We start from the raw sequence: 23,389 nt of genomic DNA on the forward strand, positions 1-23,389 counted from the left end.
CTCCGCCGACAGTCCTGGAGGACCGATGAAGACAACCGGACGGACACCGGTGGCCGGCGGCCCCGGCTTCGCCTTACTCGGCCCGCTCGAGGTCCGCGACGAGCTCGGCCGGCTGGTTCCGGTCTCCGCTCCCAAGCAGCGCGGCGTCCTGGCGGCCCTGCTGGTCGACGCCGGCACCGTCGTTTCGGCCGACCGCCTGGCGGACCTGCTCTGGGACGGATCGCCCCCGCCGTCCGCGCGCAAGACCCTCGAGAACTACGTCAGCCGGCTGCGCCGGTTACTGGAGCCGTCGTCGGCCGGCCGGATCGTGACCCGCTCCCCGGGGTATCTGCTCGAGCCACGGGACACCGCCGACATCGACCTGGTGGCGCAGGCCGCTCTCACCGCGCGGGCGCAGGACGCCGCGGCGCGCTCGGACTGGGTCCACGCGGCCGCGGACGCGCGAGACGCCCTCGCGCTGTGGCGCGGTGACCCCTTCTGCGACGTGCCGGTGGAGCGCCTGCGGCGCGAGCAGGCGCCGCATCTGGCCGAGGCCCAGCTGCGACTGCGGGAGCTGGCGCTGACCGCCCAGGTGATGACGGGCGACCACCACGGCGCGGTGACGGGCCTGCGACGCCTCGTCGAGGAGACCAGGATCCGGGAGCATCCCTGGGAGATGCTGATCCTTGCCCTGTACCGCTGTGGCCGCAAGGCCGAGGCCTTCGACGCCTACCGCGCGGTCGGGCGCGTCCTGCGGGACGAGCTCGGGGTCGGCCCCGGCCGCGGCCTTCAGCGGCTGCACCGGATCATGCTGGCCGACGACCAGCCCGCCCCGCCCTCCGCCCTCGACCCAGCCGACCTCGAGGGTGCCCACCGGACCGCGGCGCCCGTCGCCGCGGTCGTGCGGCGACGGGTGCTGGACGAGCATCCGGCGAGGCCCGTCCGGGCCACGGTGGGAACGCCGCAGGAAGCCCCCTTCCGACCGCCGGCGGTGGTGCACCAGTCCCTGGCGCTGCGGTACCGGAACCTCCCGGCGCCGCGGGCAGCCACCGACCCCGATCCGTCCCGGGCGCTGCGTCTGCTCAGCGAGTGGAACGGCGCGGACCTGCCGCTTTCGGCGATCTGCGCGATGCTCCGGCGTCCGCGCGGGCTCGTCCGGCGCGACCTGGGCGCCCTCGTCGACCAACAGCTCGCCGAGTCGCCGACACCGGACCGATACCGGCTGCCCACGACGGTGCGGGTGTTCGGCCGGACGCTGGCCGGCGACGGGAACGACGACATCGCCCCGGGCCTGGCCCTGCGGCGGCTGGTGGGGTGGTACCTGCGGACCGCGGTGGGGGCCGCCAACCTGATCCACCCGCACGGCCGCCGGCCGGCGGCGTACCCGGCCTCCGACGAGTGCCCACCGGACATCTTCGGCAGCTACCGCCAGGCCTCGGTCTGGCTCACCACCGAGCACCCGAACCTCATGACCGCTGTGCGCGCGGCCGCCTCGGCGGGCGAGCACGCCCTCGCGTGGCGCCTGGCGGCCGCGCTGACCGGTTACTTCCACGTGAGCAAACGGTGGGCCGACTGGATCACCTGCGCGCAGATCGGTCTGGCCTCCGCACGGCATCTGAACGACCGGCTCGGCGAGTCCACCCTGCTGATGAGCGCGGGGCTCGCCTACGAGGATCTCCGCATGTCGGGGCGCTCCCTGGACATGTTCGAGCAGGCGCTGGCGATGGGCCAGGTCACGGCGGACCAGTGGAGCGAGGCCGTCAACCTGCTCTGCATCGCCCACGTACACGGGGCGGACCGGACGATGGTCCACCACCAGGGCGCGCTGCGGATCTTCGGCGAGGTGGGGAACCTGTGGGGCTTCGCGCTGACCCAGCTCGAGCTCGGTCGGGCCCACCGCCGGCTGGGCGACCTGGACCAGGCGATCACCTGCCATCGGTCCGGAGCGGACATCCTGGCCGAGCTCGGCGACGACTGGGGGCTCGGCCTGGCACAGCTCGGCCTCGCCGAGGACCATCTCGCCCGCGGCGACCACGCCCAGGCCGCCGCGGTGTGCCGCCAGACGCTGGCGCTGTCCCGCGAGATCCGCGACCGTCACACCACCGCACGGGCGCTCGCCTTTCTCGGGGAGAGCTATCTGCGGGCGGCCGACCAGACCGCGGCGCGGCGTTCCTGGGCCGAGGCGCTGCGGATCTTCGAGGATCTCGCCGACCCGCGGGCGACCCAGCTGCGGGTCAGCATCGCGACGCTGGACGCGGTCACGGCACTCGCCTCCTGACCGCGCGCCGAGGCCGCGCGCCGTAGGCTGAGACCGCTCGTTCCCAGCCCAGGCCGCAGACGAGGTGATCGTGTGCTGGTCCGACGTGCCGAGGTCCTCACGGGCTCCGCGGGCGGGCGCGGGTTACGCGACGTCCGGATCGACCGCGGGTTCGTCACCGCGGTCGGGCCGCCGGGCCAGCGCCTGGAGCGCCGCGCCGGCGAGGCCGAGCTCGACGCGGCGGGTGGCGCGCTGCTGCCCGGCCTGCACGACCACCACGTCCATCTGATGTCGCTCGCCGCGTCGCTGGCATCCACCCAGCTCGGACCGCCCGCGGTCACCGACCGGCCGGCGTTCGCCCGGACGCTGGCCACGGCCGCCGCAGCCGCCGCGGCGGCCCGGAGCCGGGGCGGTGACGGCTGGGTGCGCGGGATCGGGTACCACCCGTCCGTCGCCGGGGACCTCGACCGCTGGTCACTCGACGCGCTCACCGGCGACGTGCCCACCCGGGTCCAGCACCGCGGCGGCGCGCTGTGGGTTCTGAACTCGGCCGCGCTGCGGGCGGTCGGCCTGAGCTCCGGCTCCGGCTCGGCCTCATCCTCCGGCCCCACAAGTTCCTCCCGCTCCTCCAGCCCGGCGGGTTCCTCCGGCGCCGCGGGCGGTGAGGGTGTCGAACGCACCGCCGCCGGAGCGCCGACCGGGCGCCTGTGGCGCCTGGACAGCTGGCTCGCCAGCCGGATACCGCGGATCGCGGCGGACCTCGCGGCGGTCGGCCGGACCGCGCTCGCCGCCGGAGTCACCGGTTTCACCGACGCCACGCCCGAGCGGCGGCCCGCCGACGCCGCGGCGCTCGCACGGGCCGTCGCCACCGGCGCCCTTCCGCAGCGCCTGGCCCTGATGCTCCCCTCGACCGAGCCGGTGCCACCCGGCCCGCTCGATCCGTCCGGCGCGGGCCCGCACGACGTCCGGCTCACCGCCGGGCCGGTGAAGATCATCCTGGATGACACCGACCTGCCGAGCCCGGACGCCCTCGCGCCGCGGATCCGCGCCGCCCACCGGGCGGGGGCGGCCGTCGCCGTGCACTGCGTGACCCGGGTCCAGCTCGTGGTCGCCCTCGCGGCGATCCAGGAGGCCGGCCCCGATCCCGGCGGCCGCGCCCGGCCAGCCGACCGGATCGAGCACGGCGCGGTGATCCCCCCGGAGCTGGCCGAACTCGTCCGCGCCGCCGGCCTCACCGTCGTCACCCAGCCGAACTTCGTGGCCGAGCGCGGCGACGTCTATCTCGCGGAGGTCGACCCGGAGGACCTTCCCTGGCTCTACCCGTGCCGGTCACTGCTGGCCACCGGTGTCGCCGTGGCCGCCGGTACCGACGCGCCCTTCGGCCACCCGGATCCGTGGCGGGCCGTACGGGCGGCCACACGGCGGCGCACCGCGGCGGGCGCCCTGCTCGGCGGGGACGAACGGGTCGACGGGCGCACCGCGCTCGACCTTTTCCTGGGGCATCCCGACACCCCCGCCCAGCCCCGCCGGATCCGGCCGGGCCTTCCCGCGGACCTCTGCCTGCTGCGCGGCTCGCTCGACGAGGCCCTCGCCGACCCGGACGCGGCCCGGGTCGCCGCCACCCTCATCGACGGAGCCCTCGCCCACACCGCCGGCTGATCCACACCGCCGGTTGATCCACACCGCCGGCTGATCCATGCCGCCGGCTGGTCCATGCCGCCGGCTGACCCATGCCGTGCACGGACCGACGCCGCTCACCGGCCGCCCGGCCAGGCTCAGACCGCGGTGGCGGGTTCCGGAGCACCCATGGACGACGGCGGCGCTCCGGACGACGACCAGGCCGACCACATCCGCGCGTACCGCCCGGACGCGGCCACGAGCTCGTCATGGGTCCCCCGCTCGGCGACGCGGCCCTGCTCGAGCACCAGGACGTCGTCGGCGGCGGCGGCCTGGGTCAGCCGGTGCGCGACGACGATCACTGTCCGGCCTTCGAGCGCGCGCCGCGCGGCCCCCTCCAGCCTCCTCGCACCGGCGCTGCCGGCGTCGGCGGTGGCCTCGTCCAGGACGACGACCGGTGCGTCCACCAGCAGCAGGCGGGCCAGCGCGAGCTCCTGTGCCTGCGTCGGGGTGAGGCGGTGGCCGCCCCGGCCCACCACCGTCCGCTCGGCGGAGGGCAACGCGGCGACCCAGGACAGCGCGCCCGCACGCTCCAGCGCCTGCTCGACGTCCGCGTCCGAGGCGTCGGGCCGGGCGAGGCGAAGGTCGTCGATCAGCGGGCCCGCGAAGACGTGGACCTCCTGGGTCACCAGCGCCACCGTGTCACGCAGCTGCTCCGGCCCGAGCTCACCGACGGGCACGCCACCGAGGCGTACCTCGCCCGCCGCCGGTGGATGCAGCCCAGAGATGATCTTGACCAGGGTCGTCTTGCCGGCCCCGCTGGCGCCCACGACCGCCGTCCACGTGCCGGGACGGACGGCGAGGTCGACGCCATGGAGGATCTCGCGGCCCTCGTCGTAGGCGAAGTCCACGCCGCGGACGTCCACGGACGGCTCGCCGAGGGCGGCCCGCTCCCGCGGCGGCGGCGGGGCGACCCGGGCCACGCCGACGAGGCGGGCCAGCGCCGCACCGGCCTCCTGGGTCGTGTCGATCATCATCAGGATCATGTTGACCGGTTCGAACAGGCGGCTGAAGTAGAGCGCCGCCGCGGTCGCCGCGCCGACCGTCACGGCACCGTCGCGTACCAGGTAGAAGCCCGCGACGAGGACGACGCCCACACCGATCGCCTCGGACAGGTGCATGCGCCCCCAGAAGCGGGTCCGGAAGTGGATCGCCCGGTAGGCGACCTCCACCGCCTCCTCGGAGCGACGCGCGGACCGGCGGAGGTGGTCGGGGCCGAGCCGGAACGCCCGCACGGTGTCGACGCCACCGACCGAGTCCAGCAGCTGCTGGGCCCGCGCGCCCTCGGCGATCCGCTGGTCCGCGAAGACCGGTCCCGACCGGCGCAGGTACCACCGCAACGCGTAGATGTCGGTCGGCAGGGCGAGCAGCGCGACGACGGCGAACCTCCAGTCGATGACAGCCAGGCCGACGGCCGTCATCCAGACCAGGAAGACCGACATCGCCAGGGTCGGCACGGTGGAGCGGATCGCGGCGGTCACGACCTCGACGTCGCCGCTGATCCGGGCGACCAGGTCCCCCGAGCCCCCGCGTTCGACCTCGCCGGCGGGCAGCCGCAGGGCCCGCTCCAGAACGTCCTCCCGCAGCGACGCGAGGACGGGCTCCCCGACGAGCGCGATGAGCGTCCTGGTCAGCGCCTGGAGGATTCCGGCGGCGATCGTCACGAACACCAGCACCTGCACGGGCCAGACCACGGCGCCGCGGTCACCGTCGATCGCGGCGTCGACGACCCAGCCGAGGGCGCGTGGCGTGACGAGCTGGAGCGCGGTCCCCGCCGACAGCACCAGGACCGTGAGCACCACGAGCGCCCAGCGCGGCCGAAGCAGCCGCACCGCGTACCGCCACGTCTCGCCCGCGGTGGCGGTGGGGAGAAGGCCGTCGTCCGATAAGGGTGTCTGCACGTGCTCTCCTGCTCTCCTCGTCCGGGGACCATTCCTGAGGGCGGTCAAGCGAGGACCAGCTCGCGGTAGCGCCCGTCGGTGCGGACGAGCTCCTCGTGCGTTCCCTCGGCCGTGATCGCGCCACCGTCGAGGAGCACGACCCGGTCGCAGGACGCCAGCACGGCGGGGCTCGCCGTCACGCACACCGTGCTCAGACCGGCGCGCAGGTCCCGCAGCCCACCGGCGATCCGACGCTCCGTCAGTGAGTCGACCGCGGTCGTGGGCTCGTGCAGCACGAGCACGGGGGCGGCGGTGGCAAGGGCACGGGCCAGGGCGACCCGCTGCCGCTGGCCGCCGGACAGGGACGCCCCGCCGGAGCGCAGCCGGGTCTCCAGCCCGTCGGCGAGAGCCTCCCGCAGATCGTCGACGCCGGCCGCCGTCACCACCCGGTCCAGGTCGGCCGCCGGCGCCACCGACCGGATGTTGTCGAGCACGGTCCCGTCGAACAGGACGGCATCGTGTGGGGCGACGACGACCGACCGGCGGCTCGCGTCGGGGTGCAGCCCCGTGACGGGCGTCCCGTCGAGCAGCACGGATCCGGCCACCGGGTCGGTGTCCCGGGCGAGGACGGACAGCACCGCCGCGGCCTCGCCCGGGTCGGCCGCGACCAGGCCCAGGAACTCCCCGGCGCGGACCTCCAGGTCGAGCTCGCGGACGCTGCCTACGGTGATCCCGGCCAGCCGAAGACGCGCCTCGCCCCGCCCGGGGCCGTCCTGCGACCCGGCGCCCTTCGCCGGCCGCGGACGTCCCTGCTGGTCGCCGGCGCCGTCACTTTCGTCGTGGCCGTCGCTTTCGCCGTGGCCGTGGCTGTGGCCGTCAGGCGCCGCGTGCTCGGGGCCGTCGACCGCCCAGGGGGCGTTCAGGACCGTGGCGATGCGACCGGCCGAGGCAACCGCCTGTGCCCGCTGGGCACCGAAGCCGGTGATCCGGTTGAGCGGGTCGATCAGGAACTGGGCCAGGCCGAGCGCGGTGATCAGCGCTCCGATGCTGATCGAACCGTCGGCGGCGAGCCGACCGGCCACCAGCGTGACGGCCGCGAGCAGGCCGCCCGCCAGCACCACCGCCAGCGCCCGGACCGTCGACTCCACCGCCGCCGCCCGCAGGGTGGCACCCAGCGCGCGGCGGCTTGCCGCCCGGTAGCGCCCGACCGCGGCGCGTTCGCCGCCGAAGCCCTGGAGGACGCGCAGACCGGCGATCAGGTCGGCCGCCATGCCGGTCGCGGCCGCCATGGTCGCGCGCTCGGCGCCGCTGCGCCGTTCCAGTGGCCGCCCGAGCAGGTGGGTGATCACCATGAGGAGCACCGTGCCGGCGACGACGATGCCGGTCAGCGGCAGGGAGAACCGGGCCAGGGAGACCACGGCGACGCCGACCCCGGCCACTCCGGACACGGCCATCGCCAGCGCGTAGTTCAGCATGCCGACCTTGAGGGTGTCGCCGGTCGCCAGGGCGACGAGCTGCCCGGGAAGCTGGTCGGCCTCGGCACCGCCGCGCGGGTCGAGGACGCGGCCGGCCAGCAGCATCCGCAGGTCATGACCGGCGCCCTGGACCGCGCGCAGGTTCGCGCGGAAACCCCAGCGCATCGCGCAGGTCAGCGCCACGAACAGCCCGAGCAGCACGGCGAGCCAGCGCAGCATCGACGCGCCGTCCCCGGTGGAGATCGCCCGGTCCACCGTGAGACCGATGGTGACCGGCACGAGGGCCTCGGCGACCTGGTGGCAGGACAGGAAGAACGACGACGCGCCCACCTGGCGCAGCTGGCCCCGGCGGGCCAGGTTCAGCACCGACGCGGCGGTGTGGGTCGTGGTGGTCGCAGTGCCGTCGCTGCCACCGCTGGCGCCTCCGGCGGGGGTGGCGCCGGCAGGCGCGACGGGGTCGGTCATGACGCTCAAGGCGCGCTCCCCGTCCCGGCGCGGGGCCTCGCCCGCCGACCGACCACACGTTCAGACAGGATCACGGCTCTCCTCGGGGTCGGGTGCTCGCGAGCAGGAGGGGTCACAGGACGCGGGGGCGGGAGTGTCGCGGGGCGCGGATGGTCCCCGAGAGGGATTCGAACAGTCGCCGACAGCGACCGCGGCTGCGTAATGTCACTTTTACGCGCCACCACTCTGGCCGTCGCGGCACATTCGGCCATAAAACACGCTTGAACGGCCAACGGTGCGGTCGGGGCCGTGACGTGCCACCGGGAGCACCCTGCGCCGCCGCCCGCCGCCCGCCGCGCCACCCGGGGCCGCCCGGGGCCGCCCGCCATCGCCCGCCGCCCGCCATCGCCCGCCGCGCGCCATCGCCCGCCGCGCGCCATCGCCCGCCGCGCGCCACGGCCCGCCACCGCGCCGCTACCGCCGCTACCCGTCTGCGGGCGGCGCGCTACCGGCCCCGGCGATCCTCACCTGGCATCAGGCCCGGCGGGCGCCGAACGCCGCGGCCCCGACGATCCGCGCCCTGGAAAGGCTGGCCGCCATGCCGATCGACGCGTCGCAGTACACCGGTGTCCCCGCCACCGACTACCTGCTGGAACTCGTGGACCTCTTCGACAACTCGAACATCGGCATCGGGGTCACCGGCGCCGGCGGGGCCATCAGGCGGGCGAATCCCGCATTTCGCCGCCTCGCCGGCTGGCCGGCGGTGGGCCAGGTCGAGCCGTCCGCGCGGGCGCTGCTGGGTGAGCAGACGTGGGGGCGGGTGACCGCCGCCGCGCTCGACGGGCGCGCGCTGCACAACCTGCCGGTCACCTTCCACCGCGCGGACGGGTCGACAGCCGACGCCCTGCTCGACGTCAACGGGGAGGCGGACGGCGCGGCCCTGCGCCTCGTCGCCCGACCCGCGTTCCGGGGCTCGCTCCCGGGCCCGGACGGGACAGCCGAGACGGATGTGCGGGACTGGCTCGGCCAGTGCGACCGGACCGACGGCGCGCCGCTCGTCGAAGGGCTCGACGAGGCCGGGGTCACCGCGCTGACGAAGGAGCTCGAGGACCTCTTCGAGCTGCTGCCCGTACCCCTGCACGGTATGGCCCGCACCGCCGAGGTGAAGCGGACCAACCAGATCCATCTCGAGTTCCTCGGCTGCCCCGACGAGCCCACCAGGTTCGTCGGCCAGAACCTGCTGGCCATCTTCGCCGTCGAGGCGGACCTGGTCGCGCTCGGCGCGAGCCTGACCGGCGTCGGCGCGATCCTCAACTTCCCGACCACGATCCGCCGTCTCGACGGCTCCGAGCTGCCCATGCGGGTCTACTCGAGCACGGTGACGCGGGGCGACGACTTCGTCGGCACCCGCTGCTACCTCTTCTTCGACGACGCCGCGGACGCCCCCGGCGGACTCGCCCCGGCCTCGACCTGACCGATCGGACGCACGGTGAGTGATGGGCCGGTGGCGTATCGTCGAGGTCGATGCCGGCTCTGCCTTCTCCCATGCTCGCCACCGCCGGGAAGCTGCCTCGCGGGGCAGAGTGGGCCTACGAGATCAAATGGGACGGGGTCCGGATCCTCGCCTCGGTGGCGGGCGGCCGGGTCCGCGCCCGCGGCCGGTCGGAGCGGGACGTCCTGACGGCCTACCCCGAGCTGGAAGCCCTCGCGGCCGACCTCGGGCCCGCCGACGCCGTCCTCGACGGGGAGATCGTCGCCTTCGGGCCCGACGGCGTGCCCGACTTCGGGCGGCTCGCGCACCGCATCCACATCGCCGACCCGCACCGCGCGCGCCGGGCGGCGGCAGCCGTACCCGTCCGCTACCTGGTGTTCGACCTGCTCGCGCTGGCCGGGCGCGAGACGGTCGATCTCCCCTACGACACCCGGCGGGCGATGCTGGCGGAACTGCCCGGGATCGACGTGCCGGAGTCCTTCCCCGGTGGGCCCGCGGGCGCCGCCGCGCGCGAGTCGGTGGACGTCGGAGAGTCGGTGGACGTCGGAGAGTCGGTGCTGCGGGCAAGCGCCGCGGCGGGCCTGGAGGGGGTGGTCGCCAAGCGCCGCGCGTCCGTCTACCAGCCCGGTCGGCGCAGCGCCGACTGGATCAAGGTGAAGAACGTGCGGCGCCAGAGCGTGGTGGTCGGCGGCTGGGAGCCCGGCCTGGGCCGTCGCTCGGCGCGGATCGGCGCGCTGCTGGTCGGCGTGTCCACCCCCGCCGGGCCGCGCTACGCGGGCCAGGTCGGCACCGGCTTCTCGGAGGCAACCCTGGACCGGCTCGCGGAGCTGCTCGCACCGCTGCGCACCGACCGCCCGACCTTCCCCGACGTCGGCCCCGAGCAGGCCCGCACCGTGGTCTGGGTCCGTCCCGAGCTCGTCGCCGAGGTCGAGTTCACCGCGTGGACGGCGGATGGCCGCCTGCGCCACCCGTCCTTCAAGGGCCTTCGCGACGACCTGAGCCCGCTCGACACCGCCCGCGACGAGTAGCTGTGGCGGCGGCGGTGGCCGCCAGAACGACATCCGGCGGCAACGGACGGGGCCGAGGCCCCGCCGTGCCGCCGGATCATCCGCGTCGTGGGTCGGCGCGGTCTGCCGTCCAGTCAGATCATGTGCCGTCCGGGTCGTCGAACGGGCCGTCCGGGCCGTAGGAGGCGACCTCGGTGTAGATGACCGCCCGCATCGCCGGGTCCTGCAGCGGGCGCAGCGGTGAGGTGGCCGGCTTGTGCTCCGCCCCGCTCTCCCAGGCGGCGAACTCGGCCATGCCGGTCCACTCGCTGACCACGGCGAAGCGGGACGGCTCCGCCGCCGAGCGCAGCAGCCGGTTGCCGAGCAGGCCGGGCGTGCCCACGAGCTTGGAGCTGATCTCGTGGTAGGCCCGCTCGACCGCGCCGGGATCGTCCGACGGGTCGACCGCCCACAGCATCACCCGGACCCGGCCGCCGGCCGCGCCGGTGGTCATGCGGACGCCGCGCCGACCAGGTGGGTGAGCACCGTCCCGGTCACCATCGACCCGCTGGCGCGCAGCGGGTGCAGGATCTTGCGGTGCTCCAGGTGGCCCGGGCTCTGCTCGAACGCGCGGAACTGGGCTTCGTCCACCCAGTCGCTGATGATGAAGTAGGTGCTCGCCTCGTCCTCGGAGCGGATCAGCCACTGGCCGAGGTTGGCCGGGTGGCTGGTCACGCCGTCCCCGATGCGCAGCCAGGTCTGCTCGAACTCCTGCTCACGGCCCGGGTGGATGTGCATGGTGAGCATGATGCGGAACGGCTGCGGGTGACCCATCAGATTCCTCCGTCGACCGTGAAGGTGGCGCCGTTGACGTAGCTGGACACGTCGCTGGCCAGGAACAGCACGACCGCCGCGACCTCGTGCGCCTCGCCGAGCCGGCCGAGCGGGATCCGGTTGGTGTAGGCGGTGCGGGCGGCCTCGGGCATGCCGGCGGCCTGGTCGGTCTCGATGACGCCCGGCGAGACCAGGTTGACCCGGATGCCCTTGGAGCCGAGCTCCTTGGACAGCGAGCGGGTGAGGCCGATCAGACCGGTCTTCGCCGCGGTGTAGTGGGCGCGCAGCGGCACGCCCACCACACCGGCGCCGGAGCCGATGTTGATGACGGTGCCGGAGTCGCCGAGCAGCTCCAGCGCGCCCTGGGTGACCAGGTGCGTCGCGGTGAGGTTGGTGGACAGCACCTGCGTCCACGCCTCCAGCGGCAGCTGCGCGTACGGGACGTGGCTGATCGTGCCGACGCTGTTCACGACGATGTCGAGACCGCCGAGGTGGGCACCGGTGGCCGCGATGAGCTCGGTGATCTGCGCGGGGTCGGCGACGTCGGCCTGCACCAGCAGATGCTCGTTGCCGGTGGCCTTGAGCTCGCGGCGCAGGCTCTCCGCCTCCTCGGTCTCCCGCTGGTGACCGACGACGACGGTGGCGCCGGCCTGGGCGAGCCCGAGCACGACGGACCGGCCGATCCCGCGCGTGCCGCCGGTGACCAGGGCACGCTTGCCGGCCAGGTCTGGGAACATCAATGGTCCTCTCTACCGCCGAAGCGGATGACTCTGATGATTCGGATGAAGCGGGCCCGGCCAGGCTGAGCCCGGTCAGGCTGGGTCGACTGCCCGGAGCACCAGCGAGCTGTTGAAGCCGCCGTAGCCGCGCGCGTTGACCAGCGCGACCCGGACCCGGCCCTCCCGCGGCGTCCGGACCAGGTCCAGGCCGTGGGCGGGGTTCGGTTCGTCCAGGTTGCCGACCGCGGGGATCACACCGTCCCGGATGGCCAGCAGGGCGGTCGCCGCCGCCACCGCCGACCCGCCGGCGCACAGCCGTCCGATGAGGCCCTGCGGCGCGGTGACGGGCACCGCCCCGGCGCCGAACACCGAGCGGATCGCCTCCGCCTCCAGCGCGTCGAGGTCCGCGGAGCCGGCGCCGTCGGCGAAGACGACGTCGACGTCGGCCGGTGCCAGGTTCGCGTCGGCGAGCGCCCGGCGCATCGCCGCGGCGAGCCAGCGGGCGTCGCCCGGGGCCTGCTCGTGGTGGGCGCCGTCGTGGGTGGCCGCGTAGCCGGCGATCTCGCCGTACACCCGGGCACCACGGCGGGCCGCGGTCGCCGGGTCCTCGACGAGCAGCGTCGCGCCGCCCTCGCCGGGCAGGTAGCCGTTCGCGCGGACGTCGAAGGGCTTGTACCCGTCCGCCGCCTCGGACGCGGTGCTGACCCGGCCGCTGCTGAGGTGGCAGGTGAGCGCGTACGGCGTCAGCCCGGCCTCGGCCCCGCCGGCGAGCACGGTCGGTGTGCCACGCCGGATGGTGCGCCGGGCCTGTGCGAGGCTGTCCAGCCCACCGGCGGTGTCGCTGACCAGCACACCGGACGGACCCTTGAGCCCGTGCCGGATGGAGGTCTGACCGGTGGTCGCCGCGTAGAACCAGGCGATCGACTGGTACACGCTGACGGCGGTGCGCCCCCGCGACCACAGCCGGGACAGCTCACGCTGCCCGAAGTCGTTGCCGCCGGAACCCGCGCCGAACACGACCGACGTCTCGTAGGGGTCGTGGTCGGCCGGGTCGTAGCCGGCGTCGGCCATCGCCAGCCGGGACGCGGCCATGCCCAGCCAGGTCCACCGGTCGGTCTGGACGATGTACCGGTTGTCGATGAAGGCGTCGGCGGCGAAGCCGGGGACCTCGCCGGCGAGCCGGGCGTCGTAGCGGCTGGCGTCGAACCGGGTTATCGGCGCGACGCGCAGCTCGCCGCGCAGCGTCGAGGCCCAGTGCTCCTCGGTGCCCAGGCCGCTCGGCGCGATGACGCCGAGCCCGGTGATGACCGGGCGCACCACCGGATCGGGCCGCGCCGATCCGGTGCCGGTGTCCGTGCTGGCCGACGCGCCGGTTGCCGCGCCGGTGTCGAGAATCGTCACGGCCGGTCCCCCGCCGCCAGCACGATCGCGGACTGGAAGCCACCGAAGCCGCTGCCGACCGACAGGGCGACGTCCACCTTGTGATCACGGGCGATGTTCGGGACGTAGTCCAGGTCGCACTCGGGGTCGCGGGTGGCCCAGTTCGCCGTCGGCGGCACGACGTTGTGCTCGATCGCCAGGGCGCAGGCGGCCAGCTCGATGGAACCGATGGCGCCCAGCGAGTGGCCGACCATCGACTTGATCGAGCTCACCGGGGTCTCGTAGGCGTGCGCGCCCAGCGAACGCTTGAAGGCGGCCGTCTCGTGCCGGTCGTTCTGTTTGGTGCCCGAGCCGTGCGCGTTGATGTAGTCGACCGCGGTCGGGTCCAGACGCGCCTGGTCGAGCGCGATCCGGACGGCCTCGGCCATCTCGACCCCGTCTGGGCGCAGGCCGGTCATGTGGAAGGCGTTCGACCGCGACGCGTAGCCGCCGACCTCGCAGTAGATGTGCGCACCGCGGGCCCGCGCGGACTCGAGCTCCTCCAGGACGAGGACGGCGCTGCCCTCACCCATGACGAAGCCGTCGCGGCTGGCGTCGAACGGCCGGGAGGCGTGCTCGGCGTCGTCGTTGCGCGCCGAGGTGGCCCGGATGGCGTCGAAGCAGGCGATGGAGATCGGTGACAGCGGTGCGTCCGACGCGCCGGCGATCACGATGTCGGCCTCGCCGTCGACGATGAGCTGGTGGCCGTAACCGACGGCGTCGATGCCGGAGGTGCAGCCGGTCGAGACGACGAACGACGGGCCGTGCGCGCCGAACCGGCAGGCGATCTCCGTCGCCAGGCAGCTCGGCACCAGGGCGTGGTAGAGGAACGAGCTCGCGTAGCGCGGGTCGACCTCCCACAGCTTGCCGCTGTCGCTGACGACGACGTACTCGTTCTCCAGCCGGGTGGTCGCCCCGACGGCGCTGCCCATGCTGACGCCGACGATCGGGCCGTCGCCCGGCTCGCCCTCGCCCCCCTCGCCGTCGAGCTCCAGGCCGCTGTCGGCGACGGCCTCGATCGCGGCGGCCAGCGCGAACTGGACGAACCGGTCGTTACGCGCGATCTCCTGGCGGCTGAGGCCGGCGGCCAGCGGGTCGAAGTCGCATTCGGCCGCGATCTGCGACCGGAACGGCGACGGGTCGAAGAAGGACAGCCGCCGGGTGGCGGTGCGGCCGTCGGTGAGCAGGGTCCAGAACTCCTTGCGGTTCGAGCCACCGGGAGCGACGACGCCGATCCCGGTCACCGCGACGCGGCGCGGGCCCCCGCCCAGGGACGCCGGCCCGCGGGCGTCGTCCGGCCGCGACCGCTGGGTCGGCTCGTTCACGGCTGCGGCTGCTCGGGGTGCGGCAGCGGCTCGGTGTCGACATGGCCGAGGTCCGGCCGCGGGGCGAGCGGGCTGAGGTGGAACACCAGGAAGGCCACCTCGTCACCGGTGTTCACGATCCGGTGGCGCATGCCGATCGGGATGAGCAGGCCGTGCTCGGCCGGCAGAGCGGTGTGCTCGCCGTCGAGGCGCGCGGTCACCGACCCGGAGACGCAGTAGAGGAACTCCTCCGAGTACGGGTGCCAGTGCTCGGTCACCACTTCCTCGGGCTGCAGGGTCAGGGTTCCCAGGAAGCCCGACTTGGCACCGACGGTCGCCGGCGAGAGCAGCGTCCGGATGTCACCGCCACGACGCCGGTTCGCGGGAACGTCGTGGATCGAGAGGACCTTGGGGACCGTCAGGGCGGCGGTCGGGGTTGCGATGCTCACCGGGATGCTCCTCAGACCTGCTCGGGAACCGCGCTGCCCACCGGTACGGCGGACCGGGCGGCCAGTTCGACCTTGTCGCGGATGGCTGCCATCTCGCGGGGGGTGTTGGTGTTGATCCGGGCTGCCATCTGCTCGTCGTTCGCCGGGGCGGACGGGCGCATCTGGAAATCCTGGACCCAGCGCATCCGGGTGCCGGTGCCCTCGGGGGCATAGGTCCACTCGATGTGCATGTACTCGAACGGGCCGGTCTCGACCCGATAGGCGCGGACCTTGTGGTTCACCGGGTCGAGGATTCGCTCGGAAACCCAGCTCCAGGCGGTGCCCGACTCGTCCGGATGCATCGTGAGACGGAACTTGAACGTGTTGTCCGTACGTTCGAGAATCTCGACCGACGCGTACTCGGTGAACAACGTCGGCCAGGATTCCAGGTCGTTCGTCATCGACCAGACCAGGTCGATGTCGGCATCGATGAAGATCGAGTTGTCAGTATGTGCGCTCACGTGCTGCTCCGGTCTGCTCTCTGGCGGAAGTGGGTGTGCGGCTCAGGCGAGCTCGGGCTGCAGAAGCGCGTTGTTCACGGTCGCCATGATGTCGGCGAGCGTGAGGCCCTCGGGTGCCTCGTTCGGCAGCTCCACGTCGAAGCGCGCCTGGACCTCGGCCTGAAGCTGAAGGTAGGCGAGCGAGTCCAGACCAATGTCGGTGAAGGTCACGTCAAGGTCGGCCGGACGGTCCTCCGGCGGAAGGCCAGCCTGCTCCACCAGGAAGCCGAGCAGATCGTCTGCGGTCCACTGCATTGACATTCGACTTTCCTCCCCATCGTTTCCGCGCACGCGGAACAACCCTGTGACGCATGTCTTAAAACCGCGACGGCTCTCACCTCGAAAGCAAGTGGTGAGGGCACGAGAACGCAAGAAAGTGTGGTGACGCGTGGCACGCACCGGCGGCTCTGCACGGCGGTGTGCGTCAGCGGTTCTGCCCGGCGGCGGGCGCTGGCGGCCCTGGCCATGGGCCCTCCGGCCGCGGTGCGCGGGCTGGGCGTCTCTGCTCAGGGCCCCGCTCCCACGGCGGCCGGCAGCCGGGCCACGACATCCGCGCCATCGCGGACCTGCGGACGAGCCGCGGTCGAAGCGGCCGTCGCGAGGTAGGTGGGTGGCCAGACGGCACTGCGGGCACGTCGGGGCAGGAAAATCCGTCAACGGCTCCTCGGGCCGCCAGACGATCGGACTGTCTGGCGGCCGAAGGACACGCGGAAATCCGCTGTCGGAGCCTTCTGGCGGGGCTTGATACGGCGCTGCTCAGGGACTTTTCTGATCGGCCACCCAGGTGTAGAAGCTGTGTGCCATCGCGTCCCGAGGACCGCGCCAGGTCTGTGGGTCGTACGCAGCGACGTACTTCTCGAGCTTGCTGTTCACATCCACGAACAGGGGATGTTCCCGCACCGGCGGCAACGTGCCCTTGATGTCGGCCCGACTCTCGATGAGATGGAAGTACAGGCCGTGGAAGTGAAAAAGGTCACGCCGGCCGACGCCGACTAGGTGCGGAAGCTCACCGGCGTCCGACTCCGCGAAGATGTCGGCGACCGCGTCGGCGTCGGCGGAGTTCATCCGGGCGACGATCAGCGTTCGTTGCGTGGGTGTGCTCTGGTTCGGAACCGAGCCGGATTCCGTCGGCACTCGATGCCTTCTTTCGGAGGTCAGGGTGAACAGACCGCGTCGAGCACTCCTGGACTGCTGACCCACTCCGCGGAGACCGGAGTATTCCGGGCAACGGAGCCGGCCGTCCTCGACACGGACGCGCGCGCGACCGGGACCGCGTGACCGCCGATCGGCGGCGTCGCCTGACATGTTCCTGCTGTGGTGGACCGTGTCAGGTGAACGCGATTCCGGTTGCTCATCGGAATCATGCGGCGCTTCGGCACTTCTGTCCCCCAAACCGGGTGGCAGGAAGTTGCCCTGACCATCTACTGCCAACACTTGCACCAGCCGACAACAACATGTTTACAACCATCCGCGCCGAGCCGCGACGGTGCCGGCCTGAAAGCGACTGCGGGCGTCGAGCCGCAGCATCAGGTCGGCGACCATGCGCCGCACGGTGCGGACGGAGACCCCGAGGTGCCGGGCCGCGGCCTCGTCCTTCACCCCCAGGCTGAGCAGCCGCAGCAACAGCCGCTCGGAGTCGCTGGGGAGGTCGTCGGATCCGCTCTCGCGCTCGCCGTCGGCTTCCACGGCAAGCGGTTCGGCGGTCTCCCAGATCTGCTCGAACAGCTGGGTGACCAGGTTCGCCAGCGCCGGTGAACGCACGATCAGCGCGAGCGACTCGGTGCCGGGTGCGGCGAACTGCACGAGGCCGATCCGGCCGTCCACCGTCGTGGCGTCGATGCGGGGATCGTCGGTGAGGCGGGCTTCCAGGCCGTGTGACGCCACCGTCCGGACGTACCCGACACCGGTCTCATCGGCGCTGACCGCTCGTGGCAGGACGCTGCGCATGGTCACGCCACGCCTTAACGCGCGCAGTTCGACCGGGAGGACTTCTGTGGTGAGCGCGGGCACCAGGCCGTCCCGCGTGTGCAGGGTCAGCACCTCCTTCTCCGCCCGGCCGAGAAGGGCCAGCAGTTCGACCCGGGCCTGGTCGGCGCTGTCGATGTGCTCGACCTCCGCGCCGTCCCCACCAGGCCGGTTGTCCAGGTACTCCGAGACGAAGGTGCTGACCTGCGCCCTGGCCCGGACCAGCCGCTCGTGCCGGCGGATCAGTGACTCGTGCTGGGCCTGCAGGAGATGTTCGAGACCGGCTTCCGGATGCACGGCCACCAGGTGGCCCGGATGCTCGGTCGAGGGCAGCAACAGTGACAGCTCGACGAGCCGATCGCGTGATCGGCGGACCGTCCCGGTCGCCTGGCCGACGGCGGTGGCAACCCCGTCGACATCCATCTCGGGATGTCGTAGCCACTGCCGGTAGGCCGCGAGCGTGACGTCGTCAAGTCCGAGGAACTCGAGCAAGGTCCCCTTCCCGGGTCGGATCGGAGGGTCCGCGGGGCGCCGGGGTGGCACTCGCGGCTTCTCTCATCGCGAGCCGGTCGGCAGCCCCGGTCGCTGGCTCTCCGCCGACACCACCTCCAGCGCATGGCGGACGAGGGCGATGAGGGACTGGCGGACGGACTCCCGCTGACGGGCATCGCAGTGGACCATCGGCCGGCGGGGGTCGAGGTCCAGCGCGGCGCGGATGTCCTCGCTGCGGTGCTGACGGGCACCGTCGAAATGGTTGAGCGCGATGAGGAACGGGATGTCGCGTTCCTCGAAGTAGTCAATCGCCGGGAACGAGTCGGCGAGCCGGCGGGTGTCCACCAGCACGACCGCTCCGATGGCGCCGAGGACGAGCTCGTCCCACATGAACCAGAAGCGGTCCTGGCCAGGTGTACCGAACAGATAAAGGATGACGCTGTCGACCAGAGTGATGCGGCCGAAGTCCATGGCCACCGTGGTCGTCGTCTTCGAGGTCACCGCACTGGTGTCGTCGACACCAATGCTTGCGGCCGTCATCGCGGCCTCGGTCGTGAGCGGTGGAATCTCGCTCACCGCGCCGACGAAGGTCGTCTTCCCAACCCCGAAACCTCCAGCCACGATGATTTTGACCGGATGCGGCGCCGCTGTTTCCGGCGCTCGGGGCCTAGAGAGCCTGGAGTCCACTGAGAACCTTCTCGATAATCGCCACGCTGGGGCGGTCCGCCGGTTGTTCGGGCCGGTAGACGGTCACCAGCCCGGCATCTAGCATGTCGCCGACAAGAACACGTGCCACGCCGACCGGAAGATTCAGCCGGGCGGAGATCTCCACAATCGACTGGTGCCGACCGCAGAGCACCGCGATGGCGCGCTGTTCCGGCTCCAGCGTGTTCGTCATTGCACGGCCCTGTGGCGAGGTGGTCACCAACGCCACCAGATCAAGGGCCCGGTTACGGGGACGGGTGCGCCCCCCCGTGACGGCGTAGGGCCGTACGACCGGCCCGGCATCGTCGTCGAACCATTCCTCATCCCCTGACACCGAGGTCCTCCTGTCTTGGATCGTCATGTGCCGACGGTCGGCGCGGCGCGGTGCCCAGGGCGGTCCAGCCGCCCTGGGCACCGCGCCTTCTCCATCTCACGGCCCACGGCCAGGGAACGCCGCGGGTCCGAGTCGAACGACGGAAAAGGCTCATCGAGCCCTTTTCATCTCACTGCGCTGATCGCGATGCCGCAGATCCGGGCCGATAATGAAAAGGGGTCATTCGTGACGCGCCGCCGCGCGTGCATTCGGACAGGTCCTAGATCGGGAGCGCCGACTGGATCTCGGCGCGCAGCTCTGGTGTCAGGAACTCACCCACCCTCGTCACCAGCAGTGCCATCTCGTACGCGATCAGCCCGATGTCGGCGCCCGGACTGCTGAGAATCGCGAGACAGGACCCGTCGCCCACCGCCGTGACGAACAGGAATCCCGCTTCCATCTCCACGATGGTCTGCCGCACGTTCCCGCCACCGAAGAAACGACCGGCCCCCCGTGCCAGGCTGTTGAATCCAGAGGCGACCGCGGCGAGCTGGTCCGCGGTGGCCCGATCCATACCCCGCGAGGTCGCGAGCAGCAGACCGTCCGAAGAAAGCACGATCACATAGGTGACCTCGGGGACCTTCTTGACCAGGTTGTTCAACAACCAGTTCATGTTCTCGGACGGCCCCAGCGGACGCATCAGGTTACCTTCCCCACATCATCTCCGTCGTTGGACAGCGTTCCGTCCTCAAGCCCGCGGCCGAAGTTGGCCTGGAAGGACGACATCATGCTGCGGATCTCCTCGGGAGAACGCGGACCAGCGGCCATCGCCGTACGGTTCGTGTCCGTGTTCTCCCGCCGCAGCTGAGGTGCCAGACTCGCGCGGCGCCGCCGCTTCGGCAGGCCGAGCTCGTCCAGCTCGATGGGCGGTTCCCCGGCCCCGCCCTCCATTGCGACGCCGGGCTGGCCCGGCCCGGAATCCGCACCGTAGGGCGGCCGGGCGGTGTTCCCCTCGGGCACCCGTGACGATCGACCGCCCGTACGGTAGCCGTCGCCGGAAGCACCTCCGTCGTGGGGCGCGGATCCGGGATAACCCGGCGTCGTGTACTCGCCACTGCGGTATCCGCCGTCGCCTCGGCCGCCTTCACGGGGCGAGCGGCCGTAGCCCGCTGCGCGGTCGGCGCGTGGGTCGCGCTGGCCGGTTCCGGCGTCGGCGCCTCCGTGGTACGCGGACGCCGAGCCGTTGCCGTTGGCGTTGGCGTCGCCGCGGGATGTCCCGCGCCGGCGCAGTGGTAGTGCGTCGTCGGGCGCGGGCGCACCGTATCCGTCGCCACCACCCGGCCGGAACCCGGAGCTGTCGCCCGCGAAGCCCCCGCCCAGGCCGAATCCGCCGCGGCCGGTCTCCGCGGTCGGGTAGTCCGTGTTGGCGAACCCACCGGGACCCGCCCCGTTGGCGCCACGTCCATCGTCACTGCCGGCACCGGTGCCGTTGTCGAAGCCGCCCGGCCCGAAGCCGGGGAACTGGCCGGTGTCCGGGGGCGCGTTGAACAGCGAGCCGGTCGCGGGCGGGCTGAACAGCGAGGACGGCGGCCGGTAGCGCCCATCGGAGGGCTCCTGCTCCTGGCGGCCGTACCCGCCGCGCGACCAGCCGTCAGAGGGCTCGTCCGTGGCCTGCTGGTCACCGGCGGCCTCGTCGTCGGGGTCGGTGACCTCCGACAGCGGCATCGGGCTCGTCCAGTCACCGGTGCCGTTCGGTGGCAGCGCCGAGTCCTCGTCCAGAGGCCGTCCGCCGCGGGGCCGGTCCGCCACGAACCAGCTCGACCGGGCGGTCGCGAAGACGGGAAGATCGTCGATCAGGGTCTCGTCCGCGGTCGGGCCGGCGGTCGGCGTGCCCGCGACCTTGGACTGGGCGCCGGCCCCGTCGGCGGAGTCACCGCCGAGGTCGCCGTGCCACCGGCCGTTGCTCGTCGAGGCGGCCGGGCCCAGCTCGCCGAGCTCGGAGAGGTCCGCGGGAATCTCGGTTTCGGCGTTGAGAGACGCGGCGCTGCCGTTCAGCGCACCGGCGTTCGCCGCTCCCACCGCGGCGAACTCACGGGGGCCGCTGTCCTCCGCCTTGTCGTCCGAGGCGCGCAGCAGGGCCTCGGGCAGCAGCACGATCGCGAGCGTTCCGCCGTAGGGCGAGGAACGCAGCTGCACCTGGACGGTGTGCCGCTCGGCCAGCCGGCCGACGACGAACAGCCCGAGCCGCTCGCTGGTGGACAGGTCGAACGGCGGCGGGTTCGCCAGCCGGTGGTTGAGCGCGTCCATCTCCTCCTGGCTCATCCCCAGCCCGCGGTCCTCGATCTCGACGACGAAGCCGTTGGAGACCGGGTGCCCGGCGACCTGCACCGGAGTGTGCGGCGGCGAGAAGGAGGTGGCGTTCTCGATGAGCTCGGCAAACATGTGGATCACGTCACCGACGGCGTGGCCGCTGACCGCCCCACCGGTGATGGGCAGGACCTTGACCCGGGTGTAGTCCTCGACCTCGGCGACGGCACCTCGCACGACGTCCTTGATCGGAACCGGGCGGCGCCAGCCACGGGCGGGCTTGGAGCCGGAGAGGACGATGAGGTCCTCGGCGTGGCGTCGCATACGGGTCGCCAGGTGGTCGAGACGGAACAGCTCCTCGAGCTCGTCCGGGTCGGTCTCCTTGCGCTCCAGCGCGTCAATGATCTTGAGCTGACGGTGGATCAGGGCCTGGCTGCGGCGCGCCAGGTTGAGGAAGGTGTCCCCGATGCTCTTGCGCATCGCGGCCTGCTCGACGGCGGTGCGAACAGCCACCTCGTGCACGGTCGCGAACGCGTCCGCGAGCTGCCCGATCTCGTCCTTGCTGGTCGCGGGGATGGGGAAGGCCTCGGCGTCGATGTCCACCGGCTCACCCCGGTGCAGCCGGTCGACGACCGCCGGCAGCCGCTCGGACGCGACCTCGAGGGCACCGCCTCGCAGCCGCCGCAGCTGGCTGATCATGGGGCTGGCGACGAGCAGCGAGATGATGATCGACACGATCAGAATCGCCGCGACGCCGATACTTCCGAGCAGGGCGCCCCGCGAGGCGTCCTGCGAGATCTTGGCGCTGGTGGCCCCGAGGTCGGAGGCGACCCGACGCTCGACCTCCCGCATCTGCGCGATCTTCGCGTTGGCGAGCTCGACCCATTCCGCCGGGGCCATGGTGAGTTCCCCTGAGCCGGTCAGCGTGGAGATGATGCGGTCACGCGTCTGGTCGACGGTGGTCTTCGACCGACCGACCGTGGTGTTGAAGAAATCCTGCTGGCCGGCGGTCGCGGTGGTGCGGAACTGCTCGATCCAGGCGTCCTCGGAACCCGCTGTCGCCTGCAGCGCCAGAACGGTCGGCCAGTCCGCCCCCTTCTTGAAGAGGATCTGCGCGATCGCACCACGCTGCTGGGACGCCTGTTCCTTGGCCTGCGAGATCCCCGCGAGGGTGGTGGCGCCGTTGACCAGGTTGGCGTCGGAGCTACCCGAGGCGACCCGGGCGTTGAGCAGCATCAGGTCCTTCACGGCGGCGTCGTAGAAGGCGATGTTCGTGGTGACCTGGAGCTTGCGGTCGTCGAACTGCTTGCGATGCTCGGGCAGCTGGTTGAGATGCTCACTGATCGCGGACAGCGTCACAGCGAGCTGTTCACGGGCCGAGGCGGGTAGCCCCTGCTCGCCCGTCCGGTACACCGCGAGTGCCTCGTCCACGGGCCCGCGGGTCGTCTCGACCGCCTTGGCGAGCGGCGCGGCGAGGGCATTGAAGTTCGAGCCGGCGAAGGCGTTGGTCGCGTACCGTTCGTTCTGCAGCGCATCGACCAGGTCGCTCGCCTTGATCGAGAAGTTGGCGAGCGCCTCGATGCGGTCCGCTTCCCGGACGTTGTTGACGTCCCCGCGCACCTGTATCGCGCTCAACACGGCCAGCGCGGCCAGTGGGACGAGGAGAATCACCACCAGCTTCGAGCGGATGGGCCAATTTCGAAGCATCCAGTCCTCTCGTCCGACGCCCCGCCTGGGCGCCTCGTGTGCGGGGTGAGCGAATCGCTCATTCGATGCCTGATCCGCGACGGACGGCGCGCGACAAGAACGGCCCGCGCATGATTGCCGCCCGGTCCGCGCTCGGCTGAAAGCCTCCGACGCCGGACAACTCTAGCGACCGAGCTGACAAGCCCTTCAACATGTCCCGCTCGCACACCGATGACGCGGGCCACCGCCGCCGGCATTGTCAACCGCTACCTACGGAAGCCGTATTCCCAGCAGGAATCAATTAATCACAGGCTGTAAGCACTCACCGCATCGGCAGTCCCTATTACCTGGGGCCTGTTGATATAACGGAATGCTCGCGGTGGCGGTGAGGCATCTCACATTGAGCAGGTCCGAACACTGTCCCGGATGCCGCTGGGCAGACCTTCTACCTGCGCAGACGCAAAGAA

Annotated in this window: 20 protein-coding genes; 4 read left to right on the plus strand and 16 right to left on the minus strand. The window is 72.4% G+C overall.

Annotated features, from left to right (window positions below):
* Positions 1 to 25 precede the first annotated feature (25 nt).
* Positions 26 to 2,257 (plus strand): AfsR/SARP family transcriptional regulator, encoded by a 2,232-nt coding sequence (locus AWX74_RS00255; RefSeq protein WP_091270327.1) that lies wholly within the window; start codon positions 26 to 28, stop codon positions 2,255 to 2,257.
* 72 nt (positions 2,258 to 2,329) lie between these two features.
* Positions 2,330 to 3,895 (plus strand): amidohydrolase family protein, encoded by a 1,566-nt coding sequence (locus AWX74_RS00260; RefSeq protein WP_091270330.1) that lies wholly within the window; start codon positions 2,330 to 2,332, stop codon positions 3,893 to 3,895.
* Between the two features lie 116 nt (positions 3,896 to 4,011).
* On the opposite strand, the gene AWX74_RS00265 is transcribed toward AWX74_RS00260, so the two are convergent.
* Positions 4,012 to 5,814: an ABC transporter ATP-binding protein gene (locus tag AWX74_RS00265; RefSeq protein ID WP_091270332.1), complete on the minus strand. Its 1,803-nt coding sequence runs from the start codon at positions 5,812 to 5,814 to the stop codon at positions 4,012 to 4,014.
* 44 nt (positions 5,815 to 5,858) lie between these two features.
* Positions 5,859 to 7,733: an ABC transporter ATP-binding protein gene (locus AWX74_RS00270; RefSeq protein ID WP_091270334.1), complete on the minus strand. Its 1,875-nt coding sequence runs from the start codon at positions 7,731 to 7,733 to the stop codon at positions 5,859 to 5,861.
* 577 nt (positions 7,734 to 8,310) lie between these two features.
* Here AWX74_RS00270 and AWX74_RS00275 point away from each other — a divergent pair.
* Together AWX74_RS00275 and ligD are read left to right on the plus strand one after the other, a co-directional pair.
* Positions 8,311 to 9,186 (plus strand): PAS domain-containing protein, encoded by an 876-nt coding sequence (locus tag AWX74_RS00275; RefSeq protein ID WP_091270336.1) that lies wholly within the window; start codon positions 8,311 to 8,313, stop codon positions 9,184 to 9,186.
* 50 nt (positions 9,187 to 9,236) lie between these two features.
* Positions 9,237 to 10,232 carry a non-homologous end-joining DNA ligase gene (gene ligD / locus AWX74_RS00280; RefSeq protein ID WP_091270338.1) on the plus strand — a complete coding sequence of 332 codons (996 nt, stop codon included), beginning with the start codon at positions 9,237 to 9,239 and terminating at the stop codon, positions 10,230 to 10,232.
* 118 nt (positions 10,233 to 10,350) lie between these two features.
* On the opposite strand, the gene AWX74_RS00285 is transcribed toward ligD, so the two are convergent.
* From AWX74_RS00285 to AWX74_RS00350, 14 genes are all read right to left on the minus strand, one after another.
* The gene (locus AWX74_RS00285) at positions 10,351 to 10,704 is read right to left on the minus strand and encodes an antibiotic biosynthesis monooxygenase family protein (protein ID WP_091270340.1); all 354 of its coding nucleotides are present in this window, start codon (positions 10,702 to 10,704) and stop codon (positions 10,351 to 10,353) included.
* On the minus strand, positions 10,701 to 11,024 hold the full coding sequence (locus AWX74_RS00290; protein WP_006538104.1) for an antibiotic biosynthesis monooxygenase family protein: 324 nt from the start codon (positions 11,022 to 11,024) through the stop codon (positions 10,701 to 10,703). The genes AWX74_RS00285 and AWX74_RS00290 overlap by 4 nt, the downstream gene beginning before the upstream one ends.
* Entirely contained in the window at positions 11,024 to 11,761 is a 738-nt protein-coding gene (locus AWX74_RS00295; protein ID WP_006538103.1) for an SDR family NAD(P)-dependent oxidoreductase, read from the minus strand. Before AWX74_RS00295 ends, AWX74_RS00290 begins: the two co-directional genes overlap by 1 nt.
* A 75-nt stretch (positions 11,762 to 11,836) precedes the next feature.
* Positions 11,837 to 13,144 (minus strand): beta-ketoacyl synthase N-terminal-like domain-containing protein, encoded by a 1,308-nt coding sequence (locus AWX74_RS00300; protein ID WP_091270343.1) that lies wholly within the window; start codon positions 13,142 to 13,144, stop codon positions 11,837 to 11,839.
* Positions 13,141 to 14,433 (minus strand): beta-ketoacyl-[acyl-carrier-protein] synthase family protein, encoded by a 1,293-nt coding sequence (locus AWX74_RS00305; RefSeq protein WP_091271052.1) that lies wholly within the window; start codon positions 14,431 to 14,433, stop codon positions 13,141 to 13,143. The genes AWX74_RS00300 and AWX74_RS00305 overlap by 4 nt, the downstream gene beginning before the upstream one ends.
* A gap of 50 nt (positions 14,434 to 14,483) precedes the next feature.
* Positions 14,484 to 14,915 (minus strand): cupin domain-containing protein, encoded by a 432-nt coding sequence (locus AWX74_RS00310; RefSeq protein ID WP_091270346.1) that lies wholly within the window; start codon positions 14,913 to 14,915, stop codon positions 14,484 to 14,486.
* A gap of 11 nt (positions 14,916 to 14,926) precedes the next feature.
* Entirely contained in the window at positions 14,927 to 15,415 is a 489-nt protein-coding gene (locus AWX74_RS00315) for an SRPBCC family protein (protein WP_091270348.1), read from the minus strand.
* A 42-nt stretch (positions 15,416 to 15,457) separates the two neighbouring features.
* Positions 15,458 to 15,715 (minus strand): acyl carrier protein, encoded by a 258-nt coding sequence (locus AWX74_RS00320; protein ID WP_091270350.1) that lies wholly within the window; start codon positions 15,713 to 15,715, stop codon positions 15,458 to 15,460.
* 495 nt (positions 15,716 to 16,210) lie between these two features.
* Positions 16,211 to 16,588, minus strand: coding sequence for a TcmI family type II polyketide cyclase (locus tag AWX74_RS00325; RefSeq protein WP_054567153.1), 378 nt, complete (start codon positions 16,586 to 16,588; stop codon positions 16,211 to 16,213).
* 324 nt (positions 16,589 to 16,912) lie between these two features.
* Positions 16,913 to 17,911, minus strand: a complete 999-nt coding sequence (locus AWX74_RS00330; RefSeq protein ID WP_091270353.1) for a LuxR family transcriptional regulator — start codon at positions 17,909 to 17,911, stop codon at positions 16,913 to 16,915.
* A gap of 63 nt (positions 17,912 to 17,974) precedes the next feature.
* Positions 17,975 to 18,598 (minus strand): GTP-binding protein, encoded by a 624-nt coding sequence (locus tag AWX74_RS00335; protein WP_054567152.1) that lies wholly within the window; start codon positions 18,596 to 18,598, stop codon positions 17,975 to 17,977.
* Positions 18,579 to 18,950 (minus strand): DUF742 domain-containing protein, encoded by a 372-nt coding sequence (locus tag AWX74_RS00340; protein ID WP_006538094.1) that lies wholly within the window; start codon positions 18,948 to 18,950, stop codon positions 18,579 to 18,581. Before AWX74_RS00340 ends, AWX74_RS00335 begins: the two co-directional genes overlap by 20 nt.
* A 259-nt stretch (positions 18,951 to 19,209) precedes the next feature.
* Positions 19,210 to 19,629 (minus strand): roadblock/LC7 domain-containing protein, encoded by a 420-nt coding sequence (locus AWX74_RS00345; RefSeq protein ID WP_006538093.1) that lies wholly within the window; start codon positions 19,627 to 19,629, stop codon positions 19,210 to 19,212.
* Entirely contained in the window at positions 19,629 to 22,943 is a 3,315-nt protein-coding gene (locus tag AWX74_RS00350) for a sensor histidine kinase (protein ID WP_091270355.1), read from the minus strand. The genes AWX74_RS00345 and AWX74_RS00350 overlap by 1 nt, the downstream gene beginning before the upstream one ends.
* Between the last annotated feature and the right edge of the window lie 446 nt (positions 22,944 to 23,389).

Origin of the sequence: Parafrankia irregularis (assembly GCF_001536285.1) — a bacterium.
Lineage (GTDB): Bacteria > Actinomycetota > Actinomycetes > Frankiales > Frankiaceae > Parafrankia > Parafrankia irregularis.